Origin of the sequence: Trichocoleus sp. FACHB-591, assembly GCF_014695845.1 — a bacterium.
Lineage (GTDB): Bacteria > Cyanobacteriota > Cyanobacteriia > FACHB-46 > FACHB-46 > Trichocoleus.
This window is the reverse complement of record NZ_JACJPA010000107.1, coordinates 1-24,903: the sequence shown is the minus strand read 5'-3', so window position 1 is coordinate 24,903 and position 24,903 is coordinate 1. Positions and strand designations below refer to the sequence as shown.

The window sequence follows — 24,903 nt, the reverse complement described above, 5'->3', positions numbered from 1 at the left end:
TTTGGTCTGAATAGACTACTGATTAGGTCAGGCTGACTGCTTGTGCTAACTGTTTGTGTCGTCGTCAGCCTCAAGGAATTGCTGCATGCTATCGATCGCTGGGATAATGTTTTTGCTTTTCTTTCCTGCTTGTCTAGGACTATTGTGGCAGGTGATAGGGGGAGATGAATTATCTACTCAACTGCTGGCGCTTGGTATTTTGTTGCTTTGTGTAGATCAAGCTCGCATGGCAGTGGTGGATCTAGAACAGGTAGCTCAGGCGCGACAACAAATTCAAGATGCTCGCCTCAAGCGTTTCTACCAAGCTACAGTCAGTACCATTGCCCTGGAACTGTTGGGCTTTTATGCTGCCACCCTGTGGCTCGGGTGGGGTTCGCTTGTGATTTTATTGAGCCAAGTTTGGTTCAACCTATGGGCAGGAATTCAACTCCACTCGGCTGAAAAAATAGCGATTCAAGCTTGGGGTATTCCTCAACGGCTCCCGGTTTTAGGCGCTGACGCGATCGGTTTAGTTTTGGTCAGTTTGTGGATGCTAAAAATTGCGCCATTAGGAATTGCTACTGGGCTTTTGGCCTTAGTTTCCCTCTACGGCGCTATGAAGTATGCGTTGCCTGCCAAGCCACTCAGCGAAGTTTCTAGATAAAACCGCATCGAGCTTAAAAGAATCAGCGATCGCATGCAGCCTGAGGGAGTGTTGTGTTAACTTTAAGATACTTGTTTAAGCAAGTATTGACCTACTTTAAAATTTAAAGGAGCTTATTATCGTAGCCCAGAAACAGCTCATTAACCGTCAAATCACGTCCCCTCAGGTCTTTCTTATTGACCATGAAAACAATAATCGTGGCTTGATCGATACCAATGAAGCCTTAAGAATAGCTGAGAGTGTAGAGCTTGACCTTGTAGTAGTCTCGCAGGGTAAGGACGCTCCAGTCGCGAAGATTCTAAATTACGGCAAGCTGCAATATCAGCAAAAGAAGCGGCAGAGTCAGGGTTCACGGCCAACTGTCAAAGAAGTTAGGCTGCGCCCGAATGTTGGCTTGTCTGATTACAAGCTCCGAATCGATAATGCGATCGAGTGGTTAGGTAAAGGCGATTCAGTCAAGTTTATGATTCGTCTACGGGGTCGAGAAAATCAATTTCGCGATCGCGCTGGGGACTTGCTAGACCGCATTGCAGCAGACCTAAGTCAAGTTGGTAAAGTACAGTCGCTTGATAAACGGTCGCTGATTGTTCAGGTCGTTCCTGCCTAGATACTCTAGATATTTAGGAATAATTTTTGATCGTAGGGGCATCTTTTATAGGTGCCCCTACGTTTTAGGTTCAGGTAGGCTGTTCGGGTAGGCAATGCCTCACGTTGCTGTGCCGTTACGCCAGTGCCACCAGTTTCGTGCTCAAATCCCACAGCCGTTGGGCTTTGTTGTCGTCACTGGCTTCGTCGGAAACTTCTTGCACAAAAGATTGACGACCTGGCTTCTGACGATTGCCCCAGCTCCAATACATCCCCGATTCTTTGTACTCAGGATCAGCGACGATCGCGGCCACTCGCTCACCTGCTAGCTCCTGGGAGACATATCCTCCAGTGATGTTTTTCTGGAAGAGGGGAAAGATTTTGCGGAACAGCGGATAGTGGTTGCGGAACAAAGGCGTATCTGCCACACATCCGGGATAGAGGGAGTTAAACGTGATCCCCGTCGATTCGTGATAGCGACGATGCAGTTCCCGCATGGTCAAAACGTTACAGAGTTTGCTGTCTTTGTAAGCTTTGCCAGACTTAAACTTTTTGCCATTAATCATGGTGATCGGCGCTTTAAAGCCTGCTTCAAAGCCCTGGAGATCTCCTAAGTCTGGAGGGGCGGGGATGGGAATCTTGCCACCCAACTCTTTGGGATTGGCCGTCACAGTTCCCAAAATCACCAATCGACGATCAGAGTAAGAAGACTTTTTCAAATCTTCCAGCATGAGGTTGCACAGCAGAAAATGGCCGAGGTGATTGGTTGCGACGCTCAGCTCATAGCCTTCAGCGCTGCGTAAGGGTTCTTTTAATAAAGGGAGATAAACTGCGGCGTTACATACCAGGGCATCTAAAGATCTGCCGCTGGCTCTGAATTTATCGACGAACTGCCGAACGCTGTCTAAAGAACTCAGATCGATCGGCAAGAGGGTATAGCTGTCTTTAGGAATTTGTACCTCTTGAGCAGCGTTTTCTGCCTTGATTAAATCGCGGCAGGCCATCACTACATGCCACCCTTTTTTGGCAAGCGCTTTCGCAGCGTACAAACCAACTCCGGAGGAGGCACCAGTGACCACGACGGTTGGTTTTTGATCTCGTTCCATGCTGTTCAGACTTCAGTTGACCGTTGTTGACCTTTTCTAGGATCTCATACCGTGAACCAGCGCTGCCTATTTTTCGATTGAGCAACAACGGGACTGATTGGCAAAAACTTAGGCTAGGGCGATCGCTGAAATTAAGTTCTGATGAGCTTTTTAGACAAAAATCAAAAATCAAAAAGCTTAGTATTCAAGTCGTTGCTGAATATAAAGGTTTGTGTGGATCTATTAAGTGCCAAAGCTACTCTTTCCAGTGAGACTGTTAAACCTAAGTAGGTAGAAAAATTAAATGTTTAGGACAAAGCTATCCCGGCGGTGAAAGTCTGCTTCTGAGCCCGTGTGAGCCAAAGCCCAATAAGTGACCTTACTATCTTTGGTTTTGACCACTGCGGTAATCGCCACGTCTAGAGGTTGTTCGTCGGGTGCGATCGCCGCCAAATTTAGCTCAAGTGAGAGAGTGTGTGCTTCCGGTTGCGCCTCTACTTCAAAGGGCAGCACCGTAAAAGCTGTTTCCTCTTGCATCCCTTGTCGGTAGCTATCAAAGCGATAGACGTTCCAATCACCAGATGGGGACAGGTTGAATTCCCAGTAGCGATCGCTGTCTCGCAACCCTAAAAAGAACTCGAAACAGGTCTCCTGCCATAGCTCATGTTTACGAGTTGGCATGCCAGATGGAGCAGCGATCGCAATTTTAGACAAATCGCCGGAGAGCACATAACGAATATAGAGTGTTTGTGCTTGGCGGGTAACGGTACCTGCAATCTGGAGATTTGTAAGTGAATTGGTATTAGGAAAGGGTTGCAAAGAGAAAGCTTGGCTATTCATCGCAAATCAGAGATCAGATTTTGGAGAGTCGTGGCTTGAGATTCGATACTTTCAGTTAGCTTAAACTGCACCAAGGCCCTGGCTAGATTATGTTCTAGGTATTTGACCTTGAAGTAGACATTGCCTGCCAAGTGATCTGTCAAGAAGCGTAACCCCAACTCAAAAGCAATTAGACGGATGGAGCCGTACAGGTAGGTATAGTCTGGTTCAGTCAAGAAGTCTTTGGCGATCGCTAAATATCCTTTAAGAATGCCTCGGCACAGATCGGTGTCAAACTGCACCGCTTCCCACTGCTGGGTTTCTTCCCCCGCCGGATTGCAACCCGATCGCAAGCAATCCCCAATGTCGTAATGCACTAAACCAGGCTTAACGGTATCTAGGTCAACCACGCTGACTGCTTTTCCGGTCGTGATGTCAAACATCACATTATTGATTTTGGGATCTCCGTGCATCAAGCGGAGGGGCAGTTTGCCTTGTGCTTTGGCATCTTCTAAGACGTGAACTAAAGCTTGGCGATCGCGGACAAACTGTAGGCAATAGGAGACTTCTGGAGTGAAGTTAGGGTTGGCTTGGGCGAGAACTTGCTCGTAGTGCTGCCAGTAGCGGGGAGTGATGTGGAAGCCTTCTAGGGTATCAGCTAGTTTGGTGGCAGGGAGATCGCTAATCAGGCTATGGAACATCCCCAAGGCATATCCAACTTCTTGGGCCTGAGCCACCTCTTGCATAGTATCGAAAGATTCAGAGCCTTCGATGAAGCTGATGGCTCGCCAGAAGGAACCATGATCATCACTGCAATGGTCTTGTCCGTCTTGGGTGAGGAGAACACGCGGAGTTTCCCAGCGACGGTCGAGGGGGGTGCGTTGTAGGCGATCGCAGACATGCTCGGTGAGGATTCGCATGTTTTGCATCACGAGTTCGGGATGGCGAAAAACTTGAGTGTTGATGCGTTGCAGGACAAAGCGGGTTTGGTCAGGGTCATCCAGGGCAACGAGGAAGGTGTCGTTAATATTGCCATTACCAAAGGCTTGGACGCTGGTAATGCTACCTTGGTGGGCAAATTGGTCAGCAATAGCCACAAGGGGATCTAGAGTACTACTGGGGGTGCGATCGCTGGTCATATCTGCCCTGGTTGACATGGAAAACTTCGCTCACTACTCGCCATGACATAGTGTACGGCGTTGCTGACTCCTAATCCAGAAAACCAGAACCAGCTACAATTGTTTCCTTGTAACATACCGGCTCAAGTCAACTAGGTCAGAAAAACTAAGGTAGTAACTCAAAGATTCGGTTCTTCAGAAGCCCCTAGCCCTGCAATAGAGAGTAAGAAAGGCGAGCCGTGCTTTTTTTCTTGAGATTGAGCTGATTTATAACGAAGATATTCAACAAAGCTTGCCAGTTCAACCAAGGCTTCATCTGGAAGAGTGCTAACTGATTCAATTAGCTTCTGACGCTCTGCTAGCAGTGCATCCATTGTCTAGAGAGTAAAAACGTTATAACTTATTCTACCCTTAATGCAAAGTCTCTCTTGAAAATAAGCAATTACTCCATTCTTAAAAGAGGGTATGAATAATTCACCGACTGCCTTCCGGGTTAGATTTAACAGTTTACTTCGCACTTTTACCACATTTCACGGAGACATTGAAGCTTGGAACACGTTGATTGATAATGTGCAATCTTTCTCTTTTCAATCGTCCCATGCTTTAATCAACGTTTTGATTGACTGGAAAGATGCTAAAGAGTTTATAGCTGAACGAAAATCCCATTACTTCGACTCAGCAGAAATAAAAACCAAAGCGGATTTCGATGGAATGATAGAAAAGATGAATGAGTATGTACGTCGAAAGGAGGCAGGTCTAACTAGAGAGAGTTTAGAAATAGAGTTGTCAGTTTGCAACTCAGATAACAGATTTACAGACTTGGGTTATGTCGTTAATGTTTTGTACCAAATATTTTTGGCTATGAACTTAGCAGTGCCTGGTAGCTGTGATTTCTATTCCGCTGCTGTATCTCCCATTTCTTCGGATGGTAATGGTCCTCGAAAAGAAGAACTACTTTTGTTGGCTGGAAGTGTTTTTGAGGGTGCTGCCGAGCTTGGAGAGAAATGGAACTGGCCGATACTTCAAGATCTTCCAATTCAGAAAGTCCTAGACTGGATACAGCAAATTGGTCTACCTGAATCTCATTTTGCCCACTCTACAACGGAGAGAGCCATTTGTGGTCTGCTACACGTATGCAACCAACCAGATATTTCTCCTAGTGAAGTAGTTTGGCTGGCACAAGCACTAGAAGCACTTTTTGATACACCCCAAGCTGGAATTTCAAAGGTTTTACGAGAGAGAATTTTCCTTGTTTTAGGAGAGCCACCGGAGAACAGCAAAAAAATCAAGAAGGCAATCAATGCGTTCTATGATTACAGATCAAGATATGTTCATGGTGAAATCCCAATTCCTAACCCTATGTCACTGAGACTATCAGATAGCTCATTAGATGATTTCATTAATGAACTGATGGAACATGTTGATCTAGCTATGCTTCTAGTTGTTGCTGCTCTCCAAAAACTGATTGTTCAAGGAGGTAGTACTTTTGAGTTCTCAGAAGCTGTATCAATCCATAAAATTCCATTCAAATCTAAATAGATAATGACTATAGCCATTATCATAACCACACAGCACTACTTATACTTTGACCACGTCTGATTAACCGCGATCGCTCTTTCACTCTAGGCAGGATGTGTTAGATAAATTACACTGGCCTTGCGGGAATACTATTGTGGTGGAGAATGGGTGTGCGTTTTCCAGGAATTAAGGCTATTATCCTTGCTACTATTCCTGCGATTTCCTAAACTACTACTCGCTCTTCCACTGCACAATCCATTGCGATCGCTTAAACCTTAGGGTGAAAGGCACGACCATCAATCCTAATTGCCTACTATATGAAAAAGCGAGGCTCCTGTAAGACTTGGAAATTCCCAGCACAAAAACTGCAACTTGTTCTGGTTGTGCCGTTTGTTTTACAAGTTTTTGGAGCAGTCGCGATCGTTGGCTATCTATCGTTTAAGAATGGACAGCGAGCAGTCAACGAATTGGTGCTGAACTTGGAGAGTCAAGTTGGCAAACAGATTGATCAACACCTAGAAAACTATCTATCTAGCACCCGCAAGCTCAATGAACTGAACGCAACCGCCATTAGCTCTGGCTTAATCAACCCCAATGATCTAGACGGGTTAGGACGTTTTTTCTGGAAGCAAGCCAAGCTCTACAACGTGGGTTATATCCTTTTTGGCTCCACCAATGGCAAATATTTGGACGTGGGCCGCCCGTTGACTTATCCAGTCGAGCTAATTACCGAGCGGATCAACCCCAGCGAATTTGGCAATCAAAACCTCCATATCTATGAGCCAGATGCACAGGGAAATCGAGGTAGACTGCTCGACAAAGATTCAGGCTATCCGTTTCAAAAGGAGAGTTGGTACACTGAGGTAATGCAGACAGGGAAACCCTTGTGGTCTTCAGTCTATACCTGGCAAAGCGAAGCCGCCAATCCTCTCGCGATTTCGATTAGTAGTCCAGTTTATGACAAGAATAAAAAGATCATTGGAGCGATCGCCGTTGAGCAGCGTCTAGGCCAAATCAGCAGTTTTCTCCGCGATTTAGACATCAGTGATTCTGGACAAGTCTTTATTCTAGAACGCAATGGTCTACTAGTTGCTAGCTCCGGGACAGAGTCACTCTCTAGGCTGGTTAACCAGAAGCCACAGCGGTTAAAAGCGATCAACAGTCCCAATTCTATTGTTCAAGGCGTTTCCATCCAGCTTCAACAGCGCCTGAATAATTTTGCCAACATTACTACAGCTCAAGAACTACAACTTGACTTACAAGGAGAGCGCTACTATGTGCGAGTCACGCCTTGGCGCGATCCCTACGGGCTAGATTGGCTGGTTGTGGTAAGCCTGCCAGAACGCGAATTTATGGCTCAAATTGATGCCAACACTCGCACCACAGTTTGGTTGTGTTTAGCAGCCCTGGGAGTTGCTTCGATCCTGGGTATCTTTACTTCTCAGTGGATTACTCGTCCCATCTCCAGACTCAACCGAGCCAGTCAAGCCATGGCATCTGGCAACTTAGATCAAACTGTAGAAGAGAGTGGGATTCAGGAGATCAACGCATTAGCGAATTCTTTCAATTACATGAGTGGACAGCTACGCGAATCCTTTACGGCGCTAGCCAGTAGCAATGAAGAACTTGAAGATCGCGTAGAAGACCGCACGACAGAACTCAAAAATGCTTTAACTGAGTTGCAGCGGACCCAAGCTCAGATGCTTCAGAGTGAAAAAATGTCTAGTCTAGGCCAACTAGTCGCTGGCATCGCCCACGAAATTAATAACCCAGTTAACTTCATTTATGGCAACTTGGGTTATGCCCAGAAATATATCCGAGATTTATTAGGATTCTTGCAACTTTACCAACAGCATGATCCTCATCCTGTCCCCGAAGTCAAAACCGCTGCTGAAGCAATTGATTTAGAGTTTTTGCAAACAGACCTGCCTAAAATATTGTCGTCAATGCAGGTCGGCACCGATCGCATTCGTCAAATTGTGCTCTCTCTCCGCAACTTCTCGCGCATGGACGAAGCGGAGATTAAACGAGTGAACATCCATGAGGGAATTGACAGTACCTTGCTCATTTTGCAGCACCGCCTCAAGGCTCACTCGCATCGCCCAGAGATTGAAGTCATCAAAAACTATGGAGATTTGCCGCTAGTCGAGTGTTACGCTGGACAACTCAACCAAGTATTTATGAATATTTTGGTGAATGCGATCGATGCTTTAGAAGAACTGCCTGAGATCAATAACCTCAGCCAAATCGAAATTTCAACTGCGGTGGTGGATGAAAAGTGGATACAGATCGCGATCGCAGATAATGGCCCTGGCATCCCTAAAGATGTTCAAGCCCGCATCTTTAATCCCTTTTTTACCACCAAACCTGTGGGTAAAGGAACCGGGATGGGGATGTCAATCAGCTACCAAATCATTACAGAAAGACATAGAGGCAAACTAGAGTGCCTCTCTTATCCTGGTGAAGGAACCCAGTTTGTGCTCCACATTCCGAGTCAACTCAGCTGAGCGCCTCAAACTGTTGCCAGCAGAGGTAGAGCGCTCTAGGAACATGGAAGCAACCTTTCCATTTGCCGCCTTTGAGATTCAATAGGACTTCTCCACGACGATTGAGATAGCCAAACCACTCACCATATTCCGGGTCAGCAAAGTGTGACCAGGTGTAATCGTGCAGCTTTTGGTACCATTGCCAACAATCCTCGCGCCCGGTTAAGCGATAACCCATTGCCAACGCCACCAAGGATTCCACATGCACCCACCAGAGTTTTTGGTCCCACTCTAGCTGTTGCGGGGGGTGGCCCTCGGCATCCATGAAGTAATACAGGCCGCCATATTCTGTATCCCAAGCAAAGTTAAGGATATTCAGCACCACATCCACTGCCTGGTGAATTGTGGCAGTATCTTGGCACCGATTAGCAATATCCATGATGAACCACATCGCCTCAATCCCATGACCTGGATTAATCAGCCGCCCCTCAAAAGAATCCACATGGGAGCCATCAGGAGCCACATTCTCGTACATTAACCCGCGATCGCGGTCTAGGAAGTCGGTCATTACTTCCTGCACTGTAGCTTCCAGAACTTGCTCCAGTTTCTCCTGAGGCAACAGCCATTCCATCTCCAAAGAGAGGTTAGCTAAAATCATCGGTACTGCCAATGACTTCAGCAGGCGAGTACCCGGATAGGTTTTGTTGTACTTGCCCTTGGGGTTCTCCTTCCGGCGCAACACGTTGTTGTAAGCCTGTAGTGCGATCTCCTTAGCACTCTCTTCCCCGGAAGCCAACGCATATTTGCTAAAGGCCATCGCTGCGAAGCAGTCCGAGAAGATGTTGTAGGGCTGCACTAAAGGGTTGCCAGCGCGATCGATCGCGAAGTACCAATTTCCCTCAGCATCGCGACCATGCTGCGCGAGAAAATTGGCTCCGTGCGCGGCAATCTTCAGCCAGTTCTCTCTCTGTTCCAATTGGTTATACAGCATCGAGAAGATCCAGACTTGGCGATTTTGCAACCAGATAAACTTGTCGGTGTCATAGACTTGACCCGTGCGATCGAGACAGGTGAAGTAGCCGCCTTGCTCCCAATCGAGCGAGTGCTGTTCCCAAAAAGGAATGACATCATTGAGGAGCGCGTTTTTATACAGTTCAGCTAGTTGCTTAAAATCGTGCTCCATCACCATTTCCTCTATCTTCTAACCCAACAGCGTTTATTATCTCCTACGCTTAGCTGATCGAGGTGGGGCGATCGCTCAGGCTTGCAGTTGATAAGCCAAGGCCACCCACTCGTTACAGCGTTCTGAGTCAATGATGGTAAAGCCTGCTGCTGCGAGGGCCGCTGTTACTTCCGCTTCGTGATCTGTAGTGAAGCCAGCCGTAATCAACCGTGCGCCTTGAGTCTGTCGCAGGGCTTGGCGGTAGTCATCTGCGAGGGCAACATGCACCCGCGCTAAAATATTCGCCATGATTAAGTCAAACTCTGCGATCGCCTTCACGGTAGGCACCTGATCGCTAATATCTCCCCCCATCCAATGCCCTAGCTCGCTGCCACCCCCCAAACTGCCTTCCATCACCCTGACTTGTTGCGCCACACCATTACGCTCCACAGCATCTTGCGTAGACTCTACAGCCACCCTGTCGTTATCTAGAGCCAGGACTTGTGCCCCCAGCTTCGCGATCGCTACACTCAAAATCCCCGAGCCTGATCCTAAATCGAGCGCCCGCATTTCAGGCCTAACATGACGCTCTAGTAACAGAAGGCTCAGCCGAGTGGCTGGATGAAAACCGCTGCCGAAGGCCAGACTTGTCTGTATCCTTAAGGTAAGTTCATGGGCTGTTTCAGGTTGGTAAGGTATATCCCCAGGCAAGACCACAAAGCGCTGTCCGATGCGGTGAACTAGGGAACTCACCGTCTCTGGTAAAACAGGCTTCTCTTCTACGATCGCAGCTTGTAGCTCTGTGGTTAGCCCGGTGCGGTGTAAGGGAGAAAGCACAGACTCAATTTCAGCGATCCGAGTGCGCACCCGGATATCGTAAGGGAGATATAAGCAAATCGTGAATGCCCAGTCATGAGGGGGAGTTTCTGGCTCCCTGGGGCAGCGAGAATCTAATTCACTGTAAGCCGTAACTCGAATTTCTCCTTGATAGTCAGTTCCTGCTAGCAGCGTCTGAACCCAGTCCACCGCCTCTGGTGTGGTATCCAGGCTCAATTCGATCCACGACATACTTACTTGCCTAAAGAGGTCATTCTAGCGCGGCTCAAGGTAGCTCGATCAACTCCAGTTGTTCTTGACGGAAGACCAAAGGTTGCCGGATCTGCCAGGTTTTGTCTTGGGAGAGCTGCAATACCTGCTGATGATGATTCGCTAGGTTCGGGCGATGACCCACGCTCAAGAAAGTAGTACCGATCGCTTGTAGATGTTGATAGAGTTTTTCCTCGTTGTCGAGATCCAAAGCACTCGTCGCCTCATCCAAGATGGCGTACTTCGGTTGGTTGACCAGTAGGCGGGCAAAAGTGAGACGCTGTTGTTCTCCTAACGATAAGACTTCCGCCCAGTCTCGTTCAGCCTCAAAACCACCAAAGCGTTCATCTAGATCTGCTAAATTCACCTGTTGCAGCACTTGCTTTAAGTGTTGGTCATCCACCTGAATATGCGTGTTGGGATAGAGCAGTTGGTCCCGTAGAGTCCCCATTACCATATAGGGACGTTGGGGTAAAAACAGAATCTGATCTGGTTCGGGGCGCAAGATGGTACCACGACCCGTATTCCATAACCCAGCGATCGCGCGTAGTAAGGAACTCTTACCGCAACCACTCGGCCCCATTACCAACAGCCCTTGCCCAGCCTGTAACTCAACGGATAAGTTTTCGATCAGCGTGCGTTGGTGGTTGGGCGTTTCTAAGGTGAGATGTTCTACCGCGACGCGATCGGCAGCAACGGTTTGAATGGTTGCTTCAGTCAGCGAGTCAGGAGCATCAGTAGTTTGGTTGTTTTCTGGCTTTTCTAGAAACTCAGCAAAGGTATACAAACGATTGATGCCAGCTCCAAATGTCGTCAGAGCTTGGAAGCGAGCCACTACCACATTCAGCGAGAAAAAGACCCGCACAAAGGCTCCCTGGGCTTCAGTGACTTTGCCTACCTCCATCTCCCCCGCAAAGATCGCTGGCGCTACAACTAAAGCTGGCAGTACGAAAGGGATAAATTCATAGGCGTTGGTCAACACATTCAGATTCAATTCCCAAAGCAGCAGCCGCTTGACGTTGTCGAATACCTCTAGGAATCGGTGTTGAATCTGCTGCGACTCGCGTTCCTCACCTCGATAAAAGGCGATCGCTTCAGCATTCTCCCGAATTCGCACCAAACTAAAGCGAAAGTCAGCTTCTTTTTTGAGTTGCTCAAAGTTGAGTCGTACCAATGGTTTACCAAACACAACCGTTGTGACGATCGTGCCAACTAGAGCATAAAGCACCAGGAAAAAAACCAAAGGTTGAGAAATTCCCCAAAGCACGCCACTAAAGGCAATCACCGACAACACCGACTCCACTAACACCAACAAAAAGGTGAGAGATTCTTGGGTAAAGCTGCGAACATCTTCAGCAATCCGCTGGTCTGGGTTGTCAATCTCTGTGTTGGAGGTATTGAGATGGTAGTAGGCCCGATTGCTAAAGTAATTTTCGAGAAAGCGATTGGTCAGCCAACGCCGCCATTGCAAACTCAGGCGATCGCGCAAATATCGGTAACCTGCCAGCAGAGGGGCATACAGGACCAAGACGGCAATAAAGATAGTGACTGTTTGCCAAAACCGAGGTTCATCCCGAGCCGAAAGCGCGGAGATCAGCACGCCTCGCTTGTTGTTGAGCACTACGCTCAGCCCCGTATAGGCCAGCAAAAACAGCACCACTCCCAGCAATAAGCCTCTAGCTTGCCATTTCTCATCCCCGAACCAGTAGGATTTGGCGATCGCCCAAAACTGCTGAAACACTTTGAAGTTCAATCGATCCATCTGCTTATTTTCCTTGGAATTGCTTTGCGAACGGGGCAAACCCTTCAAAGGCTAAACCGGTCTCAAGCAGGTTGGAATCTGCCCAATAGTCGATCCTATAGCAATCCCAACTTGATCAGCGCAGAGGCCGACCAGATGCAACTTCAAGTGTTTTCAGAACTAGTTGATACCGCTGCCGCTGATTCTAATGTTGGTTCTGGGGTCGGCTTAGATGGCTCAGCGTCACTGGTCAGGTCAGCAATCCGTTGTCTCAGAGCTTCTTGCTGTTCTTTAAAACATGAATCAGGATATTGTCTCATGGCTTCTCGGCACGACTTTAGAGCCGTTTCTAGTTCACCCAACTGCCATAAACAGTTAATTTGATAGAAATGAGCGTGCCGCACCGAATAGCGATCGCTTGACTGGCTTTGCACAATCGGGTTAAGCCATTGCAGCGCTTCTTCGTAGCATCCAAGTTGATAGAGTGCATAACCTCGATCCGAGCGAATGTGCTCACTATCCGGTGTGTATTTCAAATAGATATCAAAGGCAGTAATCGCTTCCTCGTAGCGCTCTAGCTGCAATAATGTGTCTCCACGTTCATGAGCCAAACTTGGATCACGGGGTCGCAGCTCATAAGCTCGGTCGTAGCTGGCGATCGCTTCCTCAAATCGTTGTAGCTTGGCTAACGCTAATCCTTGTTCGTGCCAGAGGCGGAAGTTGCGAGGAAAACGCTTCAATCCTTCTGCATAGACAGCGATCGCTGTCTCATATTGATCTGCTTGTTCTAAGTCTTTGCCATAAGCTAACCACTGGATCGCTTGAGTAAAAGGCAGCTCGGTTAAATCTTGGGGTTCCAAATCTGGTTCAGCCTCTGGGTTGGCTGTGTCACCAGTTGCGGGCGGATCGGCAGCAGCACGACGACGGTAGCCAGCCAAGTGCCAACCTAGGCTGAGACCGAGGATGAATACAACGACACTCCAGTCGGAATTGGCTAAGGTCGGCGTAGCTTCCCAATCCCTGAAATCTTGGCTCTCCAGTCCGGTAAACGTTTGTCTCGCCATTTCTTTGCTCAACTCCAAGCTCTCAGCGCCCCAATTAGCCATTCAGTTAGACTTCAACGAGCTACACTTAAATTTCTGAAACATTCTCGGTGCGATCGCTGACCTTGAAGTAACAAATTGCCGACAAAAAGTAGCTTTCACGCTAATTTGATTTGCTAAGTTTATGCTTTTCAGAATCGGGGTTGCAGTTTATACCGAGTCAGATTACCAACTCTTTATAGAAATGTGAACTCAGGTTAATCTAAGTCTACCTCTTGGAGGATGAAGATTTTCTGTCTGATCCCTAAGAGTCAGAGATAAGGACTTATCAATAGTGATGACTCTGTCCATCGGTCAGCAATGGTTGGGATAGAACAACTAACTATCGGCACCCTAGTGCGCCACCTTCGTCCGGATATGTTTCAGAGGTAGAGTGACAACTGTGAATGCAGAACGAGAGGCAGCTATCCGAGAAGCCATTCTCGCGGGTGGGGGTGAAATGGGGGCGCTGATGCGATCGCGAGACTGGTCGCAAACATCGCTAGGCCCCGTGGAGCAGTGGTCGCAGAGCCTCAAAACTGCTGTACGCATCATGCTGACCTCGCAACAGCCGATGTTTGTCTGGTGGGGCGAGGAGCTAATTAACCTTTACAACGACGCCTACAAAGCTATTCTTGGCGGTAAACATCCAGGAGTTTTAGGCCAGCCCGCTTCAGTCGTCTGGCGAGAGATTTGGAACCAAGTCGGTCCCCGTGCGGCCTCGGTAATGCGTAAAAATGAAGGCACCTATGACGAAGCACTGCTGCTGATCATGGAACGCAACGGCTACCCGGAGGAAACCTACTACACATTCTCCTATAGCCCCGTACCGGATGACGAGGGTGGGACAGGCGGCATCCTTTGTGCCAACACAGACGATACGCAGCGCATCATTGGTGAACGGCAGTTGTCGCTACTACGGGAACTGGCCGCTAGAACCGCCGATGCCCGAACGTTTGATGAAGCTTGCACCCTAAGTGCTGCCTGTCTAGAAACCTATCTTTACGATCTCCCTTTCGCCATGATTTATCTGGTTGATCCAGATCAGCGGCACCTGTTTCTGGCGGGAACTAGTGGCATTGATCGGGGTCACGCGATCGCTCCTGAAATAATCTCTCTGGATGATGGCGCTTGGTGCTTTGCAGAAGTGCTCGAAACCCGTCAATTTTGTTTAGTCACTGACCTAGAGAAACGTTTTGACGACCTGCCCACAGGATCTTGGGATCGCTTACCCCATCAGGCAGTCGCACTGCCGATCTCCCCATCTGGACAGACTGGTAAGGCGGGTATCTTAGTAGCGGGTCTCAATCCGTTCCGGCTGTTGGACGATAACTATAAGGGATTTCTTGATCTGGTAGCAGCGCAGATCGCCGCTAGTATTGCTAATGCCCAAGCTTACGAGGAAGAGCGGAAACGAGCAGAAGCTTTGGCAGAACTCGATCGCGCTAAAACTGTCTTTTTCAGCAATGTCAGCCACGAATTCCGTACCCCTCTAACTTTAATGCTGGGTCCTACTGACGATGCCCTGGCTGACCAGACCGAACCCCTACCGCCTAATCAGAGAGAGCGGATTGAGACGGTACAGCGCAATGGACTGCGGTTGCTGAAGCTAGTCAATACACTGTTAGACTTTTCCCGAATTGAGGCAGGGCGAGTTCAAGCCTTATATGAACCTACTGATTTGGCAGCTTTGACGACAGAACTAGCCAGTGTTTTTCGCTCTGCAATCGAGCGGGCTGATTTACACCTGGTTGTAGATTGCCAACGCTTACCTGAGGCTATTTATGTAGACCGAGAGATGTGGGAAAAGATAGTGCTTAACCTACTCTCCAATGCCTTTAAGTTCACCTTTAACGGCGAAATTTCAGCTCGCTTGCAGTGGATGCAAGATCACGTTGAGTTAGCAATTCGAGATACTGGTATTGGTATCCCAGCCACTGAAATTCCCCATTTGTTCGAGCGGTTTCATCGAGTCAAGGGAGCCCAAGGACGTAGTTTTGAGGGATCAGGGATTGGTCTCTCCTTGGTTCAAGAATTAGTTAAGCTGCATGGAGGCGCGATCGCTGTAGAAAGTATAGAGGGGCAAGGCACCTGCTTCACCGTCTCGATTCCCACCGGAGCTGCTCATCTCCCGCCAGAGCGCATTAGTGATACTCGCACATCATCTACAACAGCGGTAGGCTCGGCCTCCTTTGTGGCAGAAGCCTTGCGCTGGCTACCTGAAAAGGATGTTTATGTTAGTGAAACAACGCCTCAGGAGATCAACAAAAGGATCAACGTGGGAGCGAATTTATCGTTAAATTCTTCATCTTTACTTCCTCAGCCTGCGGCTCGTATCCTCTTGGCTGATGACAACGCCGACATGCGCGATTATGTGAAACGGCTCTTAAGTCAGCGATATACAGTAGAAACCGTTACAGATGGTCTTGCTGCCCTCGCTGCGATTCATCACCACCCGCCTGACTTAGTGTTAACAGATGTCATGATGCCAGGGCTCGATGGCTTTGCCTTATTGCGATCGCTTCGTTCCGATCCTCAGACTCAAGATATCCCCATTATCCTGCTATCAGCTCGCGCGGGCGAAGAGTCTCGTGTCGAGGGGTTGGAAGCTGGAGCTGATGACTACTTGATTAAACCATTCTCAGCTCGGGAACTGCTGGCACGAGTGGAAGCGACCTTAAAGCTAGCGCGATTGCGGCAAGAAGCCACCCAGCGAGAGCAAGGTCTACGGGCTGAAGCGGAGGCAGTTAGAGTTCGTTTAGAGAGTGTTTTGGCAGGCATTAACGATCAGTTTATTGTGCTGGACCGGGAGTGGCGCTACAGCTTCATCAATGAACAAGTCCTGCGAGTGACGGGTAAGCGTAAGGAAGAGTTGCTAGGCCAGCGTGTTTGGGATGTGTTTCCCGACATGGTCAACAGTCTATTCGGAACTGAGGTGTGTCGGGCAGTTGCTGAACAAACAGTGGTTCGATTTGAGGTTTTTTATCCACCCTATCAGCGTTGGTTCGAGAACCGGATTTATCCTTTTGCCGAAGGTGTCACTATTTTTGTGACTGACATTAGCGATCGCAAGCAAGTAGAAACAGCGCTATTGGAAAGCGAGGAGCGATTCCGCCACATGGCAGACAACGCCCCCGTCATGATCTGGGTAACTAATTCAGCAGGCCAATGTACTTACCTGAGCCAAAGCTGGTACGAATTCTCCGGTCAGAGTGAGATAAGTGGTTTGGGTTTGGGCTGGTTGGATGCTGTCCATCCAGATGACCGCAGCGACGCTAAGGATAATTTTATAAAATCTAGTCAGCGTGGTGAACCGTTTCGCGTAGAGTATCGTTTGCGGCGTCACGATGGTGAGTATTACTGGATGCTGGATGCAGCGGCTCCCTGGCATGGGGCGGAAGGTGAATTTAAAGGATATATCGGTTCAGTTATAGACATTTCGGATCGCAAACAAGTAGAAGCGGAGCGGGAGCGATATGCGGCGCAAAGCTACCATCTTCTGCAACTTGAGCAAGCGGCCAGAGCGGAGGCTGAACGTGCTAACCGGATTAAAGATGAGTTTCTAGCAGTCTTATCCCATGAGTTGCGATCGCCTCTCAACCCTATTTTGGGTTGGTCAAAGCTGCTACAACAAGGCAAGTTAGATGAGCAAACAACCCAGCGGGCGCTAGAAACGATTGAGCGCAACGCCAAACTACAAACCCAGTTGATCGAAGATCTGCTAGATGTCTCCCGCATCCTACAAGGCAAGATGACTTTGAATGTGAGTCCAGTTAACCTAGTCACAGTCATCCAAGCGGCGATCGAAACCGTACGTTTGGCGTCGGAGGCCAAACAAATTGAAATTCAAACTCTGTTTGCGGCTGATGTCGCCCAGATCTCCGGAGATGCGGCTCGAATTCAACAAATTGCCTGGAACTTGCTCTCCAATGCCATCAAGTTCACTCCCGCAGGTGGACAGGTAGAAGTTCGATTAGAGCCAGCAGGCACTCAGGCCCAGATTCAAGTTAAAGATACTGGAAAAGGCATCAACTCAGCATTTCTGCCGCATGTGTTTGAGTATTTTCGACAGGAAGATGGAACAACTACCCGTAAATTTGGCGGCTTAGGATTAGGGTTGGCGATCGTTCGTCACCTGAGCGAGTTGCACGGTGGTACTGTTGAGGTTGAAAGCCCTGGGGAAGGGTTAGGATCTACCTTTACAGTTAGAATTCCGCTCCAGAGGCTAGCTTCAGAACCCTCACAACCTCAGAACTCAGATACCACTACCATTGACCTGAGCGGAGTACGCGTGTTGGTGGTAGACGACGAAGCCGATATGCGGGATTTAGTCGAGTTTATTCTGACGCAATATGGAGCCGAGGTCAGTTCAGTAGCATCTGCACTAGAGGCTTTGACTCTTTTGGAGCAGTTCCAACCAGATCTCTTAATTAGTGATATTGGTATGCCCATCATGGATGGTTATATGCTGATGCGCCAGATCAAAGCCCGTTTTGCAGACGCCTCTGCTTCAGGCAACTCACTAGAACTCAATCAGCATTCAGCATGCAGCAAAGCCATACCCAAAGCGATCGCCCTCACTGCCTATGCGGGAGAGATAGACCAAAAACAAGCTCTTGCCGCTGGTTTTCAGCAGCATGTGGCAAAACCTGTAGAACCCGATGAGCTAGTCAAGGCGATCGTCACATTGCTCGGAAAGGGCGATCGCCTGTGATTATAAGTGATGGACACAACTGGACTCGAACCAGTGACCCCTACGATGTCAACGTAGTGCTCTAACCAACTGAGCTATGCGTCCTAGCAAGCCTTACGGCTGTTCTAGCTTACACGTTAGGACAACCTTAAGACAATGCGAGAGATTAGACCGATCAATAACAATGGCTCTATCCAGCTAAAGTTTTCCTTTGCTGGCAAGCGTCATAGCTTTAACCCTATTCCGGGGGCTCACTACACAAATAGTCGAGACCTAGCCACGGCAAGGGCGATCGCTGTAAAGATTCAGAACGATATCCTAGCTGGCAACTTTGACCCTACGCTAAACCGTTATAGATTGGCCCCTCAGCCTATAGTTACAGCAGCCAAGCCTAACACTCTGTTGCATCTGTGGGACGCTTGGGTTAGCAATCTCGAGCTATCCCCAACCGCTAGGGCTAACCATTATGAATGGGTCAGACGGATGATCGTTAAGGCTAACCCTGGCATAGCTGAGACCGACTGGCTGATAAGGACTCAACTAGGCCCAAGAACCTTACGCGATCGCTTGCAGCTTATACGGGCTTGCTGTAACTGGGGTGCTAGTCAAGGTTGGTTGGAGGTTAACCCTTACGCCCGCTTGAGGCTCCGGAATGATAGCCATAAGGAAACTAAGCCTTTCACATTTAGCGAGATAGCAGCTATCCTAACGGGCTTTGAAGCGATCGCGCCTGACTATCTGCCTTTCGTTAAGTTCCTGTTTCTAACTGGGGTTAGAATCTCCGAAGCGATCGGGCTCACTTGGGGTCATGTGGACTTTGACAGGCAGACTATAACGATCTGCGAGTCCTTGTCTATTGACGTGACTGGGAATGGTTATAAGCGAGTCAGGAAAACAACCAAGACTGGGAGCATTAGACACTTGCCCATGAATGAGCCCCTGAGGGTGCTGCTGTTGTCTGTTAGCCCCACTAACCCTAGCCCGGATGCCTTAGTCTTCACAAGTGCTAGGGGTTGTGTCATTGACTCCGGGAACTTCAGAGAGCGGTTATGGGTTAAGGTGCTCAAGCAATCGGGAGTGCCTTATAGGAAGATCCACACTATTAGGCACACCTTGATCAGTCACGCTATAGAACAAGGCATCCCAATGACGGGAGTCGCTTATCTGGCTGGTCATAAGGACACAAGGATGGTGATGCAGACTTACGGGCACATGGTTAATAGACCTGACTTGCCAGAGATGCCGATCTGAATAGCTAGGAATGCTTAGATGGTTAGCTTGACGATAGGGGCTGCGTTGTGCCAGGAAAGGAGGGTCTAGCTAAGGCCAAGCATCTGTGCCTTTCCAAGCGATTAACTAGGAGCTAAAGCTGTTGAATATTGAAGCATTAATGAGCACACCTCAACACTTGTGGAGTGTCTTTGAAGGCTATCTATTGGCTCATCCCCCGTTTGCGCCCATCATAGGAGCTTTTCTGGGAGCATGTATTGGCCCTACGGTCGCTTTCGTCTTAAGTCAACGAGCAACTCGTAAGCAACTAGATGCAGCAACCAAGAAGCAAGGGGAATCAGTTCGTAAGATGCTTGAACTTGAGATACAACACAACCTTGAGTTGCTTGACTTATGTTACAAAAGCTTAACCGATAGTGAGCTGAAGCCGTTTCCCATTCTTTACGCAAAAGTTTTCGAAAGCCAAATATCTACGTTGCCTACAGCGCTGAAGGATGAGGAGATCACGAAAGTTTTCAAGTTTTATAACAGGCTAGAAACGCTTCAAAAAGTGCAGCGCAAGTTATTGGAGTTACAGAAAGAGTGGAGGGAGATTAACCTCCTAGCAAAACAGGCGATCGCGGTTGAAAAGGAAAAATCACAAAACCGACTAGCTAAGACTAGGGCTCTCATTGAGAGGGACAACGTATTAGCCGAAAGATATGTCCAACTGTGGGAGAAGTTCAAAAGACTCCTGAAGGAAAACATTAATACAGGGAACCCCCTTCAGCCTGTTCAGGAGACTAAGAACTTAGCTGATGAATCTAAAGCATTTACGGGTGACCCTAGCGTCAGCAAGTGGTCTGAACCCCCTGATGAGGCTGATGATGTCTCTTTCATTGATGCGTCTGAGACACCTGATGAAGCCTACTATTCAGCCCTTGAGGAGGCTTATGAACTCCTGAGTGAGCCCGAAAATGAATAGCAGCTAGAAAGCATCTTGCTCAGATGTGTCTGAACTAGTTCCTGAATGCTCTGTAACTGCATATTGCCAGATAGCACCCAAAGTGGGCTTGTCCAACTCCCCATCCTCCCCATCATCACCATCATCCTCCCCATCAAATCAAGGGGTGATGGGGAGCTTCAAAGCAAGACCTAGAAACCTTTTCAGCTAATCCTCCCCATCATCACCATCATTTTTAGATAAAAGTGGTTAAAGACTAAATATCTATAGAGGTTATAGCTATTCTGATGGTGATGATGGTTAAGATCTCTAGAACCCTTGCTATATAAGGAAAAGGCGCTCCCCATCAACTTATAGAGCTTGGTGAGGATCATGGGGAGTGATGGGGAGCTTGGTGAGGGTTGGAGCACCCCGGTTAGCCTCTGCTTGAGACATAGAGAAAACTCTATGAGAAGCCGCTAAATATTTAAAAAGTCTAATAGCTGCGTTATCGGTTTATCTTATTGGAGCCTCGCCAAACCTAAAGTTAAGTCTATGAATCTTTGGCTTCGATCGCTGGAACCCGCATTCCACCGTAAGAGTTGATCAAACCAAGGATCAAACCAAACATCCGTCCACTTTAGAGGTGTCAGCCCACTGTCCGCTAAAGGCCACATCCGATGCAAAAGAAAACTATCCGCTTCACACAAAACCAGATCGCCTATCTAGAAACTGTGCAGCAACGAGAGGGTCTGCCCGACCTATCAAGTGCCTTACGTTACATCATCACGCTTTCTCAAGCCGTTGATGAAGTCGAGACAAGAACCCAAGCGGCTATCGAGGCTAAAGCAGCTATCAAAGCGATCGCGGCAAACCAAGCCTAGACCCAAAACAAGACCCCAACCTAGCGCTAACTAGACCGGGGTCAACAGACCAGACAGAAGAAAACATTAACCAACCCTATTATGTACGATTCAGATTTCCAGATCGACATCTTTGAAAGCCAGAACCCCTTAGCCCTTATCCGCTCTGTTGGGTTAGACTTCGTTAGCTGTGTAGTTGACCATCCCGGCTCCAGTCACTACAACAACCAGGACGCTAGAGCCGTTAAAGAAGCTCGTTATGCTGCCAAGTGCTACATCAAGCAAGCAAGCGATAAAGGCTATGCATTCTGGCAAGTCTTCGAGGCCGTCTACAAAGGCCGACTAGACCAAGATGCTTGGTCAGGAGATCTCTATCGAGACGATCGCGGCAATCGAGTCGTTAGCGTAGCAGACCTGATCAATCCCTTAGAGGATGCCTTAGGGATGCTAAACAAACTCTCCCCTGAGCAGTTACAGCGCCGTTTAAGTGGGATGCTGTATCCCTTCAACCCCGTTAAGCGCTATTTAGAGAAGCTTCCCAGGCTCAGTCCTTCTGACTGGTCAGAATGGGAAAGCCTAGCGGAGCAGCTATTTGGCACCTCTGACCATATGGCACAGGTCAAGCTTTCCCGTTGGCTAATCGGAGCCGTAGCTAGGGCTGTAGATCCCGGCTGCAAAATGGATACAGCCTTAGTCATCCGGGGGCAGCAAGGCATCGGAAAGACCTCAATGCTAGCAGCTCTATTCGGTGCTCACTTCCGGACACTACACAGCCATCAAAACCCTACAGAGCAGCAGCGGGTGATGCAGCAAGCTTGGGGTTGTGAACTAGGAGAGCTTGAGGCCACCTTCAGAGCTAAGGATATCTCAGCGCTCAAAGCGTTTCTGACTGAGACTCATGACAACTACAGAGATCTCTATATCAACTCCCCGATCGCTAGACCTCGGCATAGTGTCTTTGCCGGAACGACTAACGAAACAGCCTTTCTAAATGATGCTACGGGCTCCCGTCGTTTCTGGGTCATTGATGCGGGTTCTTATCAGATCCCAGTTGAATGGGTCAAAAAGAACCGCGATCGCATCTGGGCAGTTGCTTATCATCTGTATATCTCTGATGAGCAGCACTGGCTAACTGCGACAGAAGAGGAGCTATCCGCAGCAGCTAACCAAGCCTTCCAAGCCGCTAACCCATTAGCCGACAGCTTAGAGCAAGATATCCGGAAGCTAGAGGAAAAATACGGGACGATCGCTGTCTCTGGCACAGATGCCCTAACCCATCTCCTAGGGATAAAGCCAGAAAACCATAAAAAGCATCAGCGTGATATGGCAGCAGCCATACAGCACCTAGGTTATGAGCGGAAGCAGTTCAGAAACAAACAGCTAAACGGTTGGTTTTACGTCAAGCCTGAGGCGGACAGCAATGAACTAGTTCCCTTTGACATCCGCATGCTAGACCAAATCCGCTTCGGACGCTAGACGCGACACTGGGGCTCCTCAGCCCCTCTAACTCAACTTATGGACTTCAGGATGCTAAGGCTTCTATCTATCGTTTTTGGTGTGCTGGCTGTCCTATGTATGGCATGGGCTCTCTATCAAGTGGGTCTCTCTCACTGGGATGTAGTGAACTATTTCACCTGTCTTTCCCTAATCTTCCTTGTCCTACACGCGGTTTTTAGTGGACACCAATAAGCACTTCAGGAGCGAGTTAGACAGCTTCTAGCTCTAAGTGTCTCAACCCTCTCTAAGACGAGCCCCAGATGGTTGCAGCCTTCCGGGGGATAAATACAAACCAAGGATCGTTCAATGCCCACTCTAACATTGCCATTAGAGACACAACAAACTCTAAGACAGACCACAGACCCCAACGCTTATGATCTGGCTTTGGGTCAAGATTATGAAGCCTACGCAGCCCGGATCTTAACGTCCAAAGGGTTGCCCACCTATCAGCCTCAGCAACACTTTATCCTATCGACTGACCATAAGCAATATAGGGAGCGTGGCAAATGTCCCATTGTTGATGATCCTCTCTCAGGAGGTCTGAGGTCTCGGCACTTCGATCCTAGGCTGCTTAGACCCTATCAGCGGGATCTCCTAGTCAAGGTTGGCAAAACCCGGAGGTTGTCTGTAGAGGTCAAAGCCTTGACCCCAGCAGCATTTAGGAAGCATCAGATCTGGGTTGGTTGCTGCCCTAAGTGGGATCTTAAGCAGTTCCGTGTGGCTGCTTTGCTTCTCATCGACCAAGAGACTAAGGAGATCTGGGTTGCACCGGAGGCTTCAGAATGGCTGAGGGTTAAAGACCAAGAAGACGTGATGGCTTATGCTGTGCCAAGACATTTGCTATCGCCTGTAGATGCTTGGATTGATGCCATTAAGGATAGCTATGCTGACGGCTTAAAAGAGCTAGCGTAGAGCAAAAAGAAACCCCCGGGAGGATATCCTAGGGGTTGCTTCTATGGTTAACCTAAGGCTATTTACAACAAAGCTTGGGCAAGGGCTTCTAACTGTTTTCTGTTTAGCTTCTTAATAAGTTCTACACACTGCTGTTGTTTGGCCTTATCCTCAAGCGTAAGATCTGAGGATAGCTCTTTAGGTTGGGGCATTTCCTTAGAGTTGGAATAAATCATATGGATCTCCCATAGGGGTCTATATCTTTAACTTGTAGTGATGTGGTTTGGTTTGTCGTCCAGTTTAGTTGTGTAGACCCCTTGGAGATCTTATGGCTAACCTCTCACAACCGCTACAGGTCAGGATGCACCCTGAAACTCTCCTGTGGTTAACCCAGCTAGCAGACAAAGAACAGACAACGGCATCAGCGATCGTTCGCAGGGCCGTCCTAGCTTATAAGGAGACTGTCTCCAATGGCTAGGAAATGTGCGGTTTGCTGCTTAGAGGCTGACTTGCTAACCACAGCGGATCAGCAGATAACAGCGGGGGTTACAACTAGAGAGCTTCTAGGCTGGCTAGAGGCTCAAGGGGCGGGTCATATCACTAGCTCTATGGTGGAAAACCATAAACGCCACGCTAGGCAGAAGCAGCCCTTAAAAGGCTCAAAAATGTTAGAGGATGCCCCTACGCCCTATTTGTCAGAGCCGGGGCTATCCAGTTCAGAGGCTTTGTATCGAGCTGTACAAGCGACCTTAGAGCAAGCCGATCGGCTCCGTAGCTTCTGTAATGGGGCTGATAGCCTTAGAGCAGAGCGATCGCTGTCAGAGGTTCTAGAACGGGCTTTTCGTATGTTGTCAGAGGTTGAATATGATGCCAGAGACTAACCCACTAGACACTCTGGATGCTGTCCTAGCCAAGCTAGAAGACCGATATAAACCCAAGAAACTATCGAATGGGCTAGCTCTAGGGAGAACAGCAAATAAAACTCTGCTGTCCCGTGTAGGCTCTGTTAGGGCTAGGTTGGCACAAGTCTTAGAGCCAGAGCTAGGCACGGTCAATGGGCTCTCTATTGAGACCTGGGAGGATGGGTCAGATGCCCCCGTCAACCTAGCTAGGGACGCTGTGATAGTGGAGCGTCTTATCGAGCCAGAGAGCGGAGCGATCGCTAGAGATGAGCTTAAGGATTTAAGGGGGTTGCTAGAGCAGTTAGAAAGTTTAACCTGTGCTGCTAGGAAGCCCGTGGGTTTGTTCCCAGTGCTAACCCAGCTTGAGCGATGGGTGGATAGTCTACACTCAGCAGGGGCTAGGCCAAAGCTGCTTATTTATTCAGTAAACCTTATCGGAAATTAGGACTTAGAATTATACCGTGCACCTGGAATGAGGTCGGTAGATGAAAATGACATATGCGGAACTACGAACCAAACCGCAGACCTTGTGTAGTTTAACCGGGCTCACCCCCAAAGAGTTTGAGGCTTTGTTAGAGAG

General features: G+C 48.5%; 22 protein-coding genes and 1 tRNA gene. 13 read left to right on the top strand and 10 right to left on the bottom strand.

Annotated features, from left to right (window positions below; translation table 11 throughout):
* Positions 1-106: 106 nt before the first annotated feature.
* Together H6F90_RS22030 and infC are read left to right on the top strand one after the other, a co-directional pair.
* Positions 107-643 carry a hypothetical protein gene (locus H6F90_RS22030; protein ID WP_199296099.1) on the top strand — a complete coding sequence of 179 codons (537 nt, stop codon included), beginning with the start codon at positions 107-109 and terminating at the stop codon, positions 641-643.
* Between the two features lie 115 nt (positions 644-758).
* Positions 759-1,250, top strand: coding sequence for a translation initiation factor IF-3 (gene infC, locus H6F90_RS22025; RefSeq protein ID WP_190437772.1), 492 nt, complete (start codon positions 759-761; stop codon positions 1,248-1,250).
* A gap of 115 nt (positions 1,251-1,365) precedes the next feature.
* On the opposite strand, the gene H6F90_RS22020 is transcribed toward infC, so the two are convergent.
* The 4 genes from H6F90_RS22020 to H6F90_RS22005 all read right to left on the bottom strand — a co-directional run bounded on the left by H6F90_RS22020 (position 1,366) and on the right by H6F90_RS22005 (position 4,624).
* Positions 1,366-2,334, bottom strand: a complete 969-nt coding sequence (locus H6F90_RS22020) for a protochlorophyllide reductase (RefSeq protein WP_190437385.1) — start codon at positions 2,332-2,334, stop codon at positions 1,366-1,368.
* 279 nt (positions 2,335-2,613) lie between these two features.
* Positions 2,614-3,153: a DOMON-like domain-containing protein gene (locus H6F90_RS22015; protein WP_190554324.1), complete on the bottom strand. Its 540-nt coding sequence runs from the start codon at positions 3,151-3,153 to the stop codon at positions 2,614-2,616.
* The gene (locus H6F90_RS22010; protein WP_242024588.1) at positions 3,150-4,289 is read right to left on the bottom strand and encodes a phosphotransferase enzyme family protein; all 1,140 of its coding nucleotides are present in this window, start codon (positions 4,287-4,289) and stop codon (positions 3,150-3,152) included. Before H6F90_RS22010 ends, H6F90_RS22015 begins: the two co-directional genes overlap by 4 nt.
* Positions 4,290-4,429: 140 nt before the next feature.
* The gene (locus tag H6F90_RS22005; protein WP_190554323.1) at positions 4,430-4,624 is read right to left on the bottom strand and encodes a DUF2281 domain-containing protein; all 195 of its coding nucleotides are present in this window, start codon (positions 4,622-4,624) and stop codon (positions 4,430-4,432) included.
* A gap of 184 nt (positions 4,625-4,808) precedes the next feature.
* On the opposite strand from H6F90_RS22005, the gene H6F90_RS22000 reads away from it, so the two are divergent.
* Positions 4,809-5,789 (top strand): HEPN domain-containing protein, encoded by a 981-nt coding sequence (locus tag H6F90_RS22000; protein ID WP_190554322.1) that lies wholly within the window; start codon positions 4,809-4,811, stop codon positions 5,787-5,789.
* A gap of 296 nt (positions 5,790-6,085) precedes the next feature.
* Positions 6,086-8,275 carry an ATP-binding protein gene (locus H6F90_RS21995; protein WP_190554321.1) on the top strand — a complete coding sequence of 730 codons (2,190 nt, stop codon included), beginning with the start codon at positions 6,086-6,088 and terminating at the stop codon, positions 8,273-8,275.
* Here H6F90_RS21995 and H6F90_RS21990 read toward each other — a convergent pair.
* The 4 genes from H6F90_RS21990 to H6F90_RS21975 form a co-directional block, all read right to left on the bottom strand.
* The gene (locus H6F90_RS21990) at positions 8,268-9,437 is read right to left on the bottom strand and encodes an AGE family epimerase/isomerase (RefSeq protein WP_190554320.1); all 1,170 of its coding nucleotides are present in this window, start codon (positions 9,435-9,437) and stop codon (positions 8,268-8,270) included. The two genes, H6F90_RS21995 and H6F90_RS21990, sit on opposite strands and share 8 nt — an antisense overlap.
* Before the next feature lie 75 nt (positions 9,438-9,512).
* The gene (locus tag H6F90_RS21985; protein ID WP_190554319.1) at positions 9,513-10,484 is read right to left on the bottom strand and encodes a 50S ribosomal protein L11 methyltransferase; all 972 of its coding nucleotides are present in this window, start codon (positions 10,482-10,484) and stop codon (positions 9,513-9,515) included.
* Between the two features lie 34 nt (positions 10,485-10,518).
* A complete protein-coding gene (locus H6F90_RS21980; protein WP_190554318.1) occupies positions 10,519-12,264 on the bottom strand; it encodes an ABC transporter ATP-binding protein/permease in 1,746 nt (581 codons plus the stop codon).
* 143 nt (positions 12,265-12,407) lie between these two features.
* Positions 12,408-13,349: a tetratricopeptide repeat protein gene (locus H6F90_RS21975; protein ID WP_190554317.1), complete on the bottom strand. Its 942-nt coding sequence runs from the start codon at positions 13,347-13,349 to the stop codon at positions 12,408-12,410.
* Positions 13,350-13,728: 379 nt separating this feature from the next.
* Here H6F90_RS21975 and H6F90_RS21970 point away from each other — a divergent pair, with 379 nt between their 5' ends.
* Positions 13,729-18,039, top strand: a complete 4,311-nt coding sequence (locus H6F90_RS21970) for an ATP-binding protein (RefSeq protein WP_199296097.1) — start codon at positions 13,729-13,731, stop codon at positions 18,037-18,039.
* A gap of 10 nt (positions 18,040-18,049) precedes the next feature.
* On the opposite strand, the gene H6F90_RS21965 is transcribed toward H6F90_RS21970, so the two are convergent.
* Positions 18,050-18,123 (bottom strand) — tRNA-Val (locus H6F90_RS21965).
* Positions 18,124-18,174: 51 nt separating this feature from the next.
* Here H6F90_RS21965 and xerC point away from each other — a divergent pair.
* From xerC to H6F90_RS21940, 5 genes are all read left to right on the top strand, one after another.
* Positions 18,175-19,269: a tyrosine recombinase XerC gene (xerC, locus tag H6F90_RS21960; RefSeq protein WP_190554316.1), complete on the top strand. Its 1,095-nt coding sequence runs from the start codon at positions 18,175-18,177 to the stop codon at positions 19,267-19,269.
* 328 nt (positions 19,270-19,597) lie between these two features.
* Positions 19,598-20,212: a hypothetical protein gene (locus H6F90_RS21955; RefSeq protein WP_190554315.1), complete on the top strand. Its 615-nt coding sequence runs from the start codon at positions 19,598-19,600 to the stop codon at positions 20,210-20,212.
* Positions 20,213-20,850: 638 nt separating this feature from the next.
* Positions 20,851-21,054, top strand: a complete 204-nt coding sequence (locus H6F90_RS21950; RefSeq protein WP_190554314.1) for a hypothetical protein — start codon at positions 20,851-20,853, stop codon at positions 21,052-21,054.
* 81 nt (positions 21,055-21,135) lie between these two features.
* On the top strand, positions 21,136-22,509 hold the full coding sequence (locus tag H6F90_RS21945; protein WP_190554313.1) for a virulence-associated E family protein: 1,374 nt from the start codon (positions 21,136-21,138) through the stop codon (positions 22,507-22,509).
* 327 nt (positions 22,510-22,836) lie between these two features.
* Entirely contained in the window at positions 22,837-23,442 is a 606-nt protein-coding gene (locus H6F90_RS21940) for a hypothetical protein (RefSeq protein WP_190554312.1), read from the top strand.
* Positions 23,443-23,504: 62 nt separating this feature from the next.
* On the opposite strand, the gene H6F90_RS21935 is transcribed toward H6F90_RS21940, so the two are convergent.
* The gene (locus H6F90_RS21935; RefSeq protein ID WP_190554311.1) at positions 23,505-23,657 is read right to left on the bottom strand and encodes a hypothetical protein; all 153 of its coding nucleotides are present in this window, start codon (positions 23,655-23,657) and stop codon (positions 23,505-23,507) included.
* Positions 23,658-23,749: 92 nt separating this feature from the next.
* On the opposite strand from H6F90_RS21935, the gene H6F90_RS21930 reads away from it, so the two are divergent.
* The 3 genes from H6F90_RS21930 to H6F90_RS21920 are packed head-to-tail and all read left to right on the top strand — an operon-like array spanning position 23,750 to position 24,768.
* Positions 23,750-23,899, top strand: coding sequence for a hypothetical protein (locus H6F90_RS21930; protein WP_190554310.1), 150 nt, complete (start codon positions 23,750-23,752; stop codon positions 23,897-23,899).
* The gene (locus H6F90_RS21925; protein WP_190554309.1) at positions 23,892-24,302 is read left to right on the top strand and encodes a hypothetical protein; all 411 of its coding nucleotides are present in this window, start codon (positions 23,892-23,894) and stop codon (positions 24,300-24,302) included. Before H6F90_RS21930 ends, H6F90_RS21925 begins: the two co-directional genes overlap by 8 nt.
* Positions 24,286-24,768 (top strand): hypothetical protein, encoded by a 483-nt coding sequence (locus H6F90_RS21920; RefSeq protein WP_190554308.1) that lies wholly within the window; start codon positions 24,286-24,288, stop codon positions 24,766-24,768. Before H6F90_RS21925 ends, H6F90_RS21920 begins: the two co-directional genes overlap by 17 nt.
* The last annotated feature ends 135 nt before the right edge of the window (positions 24,769-24,903 follow it).

Bases quoted from the DNA above. Each gene is read 5' to 3' on its own strand.
- H6F90_RS22030 (WP_199296099.1), top strand. From the start codon at position 107: ATGTTTTTGCTTTTCTTTCCTGCTTGTCTAGGACTATTGTGGCAGGTG.
- H6F90_RS22020 (WP_190437385.1), bottom strand. From the start codon at position 2,334: ATGGAACGAGATCAAAAACCAACCGTCGTGGTCACTGGTGCCTCCTCC.
- H6F90_RS22015 (WP_190554324.1), bottom strand. From the start codon at position 3,153: ATGAATAGCCAAGCTTTCTCTTTGCAACCCTTTCCTAATACCAATTCA.
- H6F90_RS22010 (WP_242024588.1), bottom strand. From the start codon at position 4,289: ATGTCAACCAGGGCAGATATGACCAGCGATCGCACCCCCAGTAGTACT.
- H6F90_RS22005 (WP_190554323.1), bottom strand. From the start codon at position 4,624: ATGGATGCACTGCTAGCAGAGCGTCAGAAGCTAATTGAATCAGTTAGC.
- H6F90_RS21995 (WP_190554321.1), top strand. From the start codon at position 6,086: ATGAAAAAGCGAGGCTCCTGTAAGACTTGGAAATTCCCAGCACAAAAA.
- H6F90_RS21990 (WP_190554320.1), bottom strand. From the start codon at position 9,437: ATGGAGCACGATTTTAAGCAACTAGCTGAACTGTATAAAAACGCGCTC.
- H6F90_RS21985 (WP_190554319.1), bottom strand. From the start codon at position 10,484: ATGTCGTGGATCGAATTGAGCCTGGATACCACACCAGAGGCGGTGGAC.
- H6F90_RS21980 (WP_190554318.1), bottom strand. From the start codon at position 12,264: ATGGATCGATTGAACTTCAAAGTGTTTCAGCAGTTTTGGGCGATCGCC.
- H6F90_RS21975 (WP_190554317.1), bottom strand. From the start codon at position 13,349: ATGGCTAATTGGGGCGCTGAGAGCTTGGAGTTGAGCAAAGAAATGGCG.
- xerC (WP_190554316.1), top strand. From the start codon at position 18,175: ATGCGAGAGATTAGACCGATCAATAACAATGGCTCTATCCAGCTAAAG.
- H6F90_RS21955 (WP_190554315.1), top strand. From the start codon at position 19,598: ATGCTTGAACTTGAGATACAACACAACCTTGAGTTGCTTGACTTATGT.
- H6F90_RS21950 (WP_190554314.1), top strand. From the start codon at position 20,851: ATGCAAAAGAAAACTATCCGCTTCACACAAAACCAGATCGCCTATCTA.
- H6F90_RS21945 (WP_190554313.1), top strand. From the start codon at position 21,136: ATGTACGATTCAGATTTCCAGATCGACATCTTTGAAAGCCAGAACCCC.
- H6F90_RS21940 (WP_190554312.1), top strand. From the start codon at position 22,837: ATGCCCACTCTAACATTGCCATTAGAGACACAACAAACTCTAAGACAG.
- H6F90_RS21935 (WP_190554311.1), bottom strand. From the start codon at position 23,657: ATGATTTATTCCAACTCTAAGGAAATGCCCCAACCTAAAGAGCTATCC.
- H6F90_RS21930 (WP_190554310.1), top strand. From the start codon at position 23,750: ATGGCTAACCTCTCACAACCGCTACAGGTCAGGATGCACCCTGAAACT.
- H6F90_RS21925 (WP_190554309.1), top strand. From the start codon at position 23,892: ATGGCTAGGAAATGTGCGGTTTGCTGCTTAGAGGCTGACTTGCTAACC.
- H6F90_RS21920 (WP_190554308.1), top strand. From the start codon at position 24,286: ATGATGCCAGAGACTAACCCACTAGACACTCTGGATGCTGTCCTAGCC.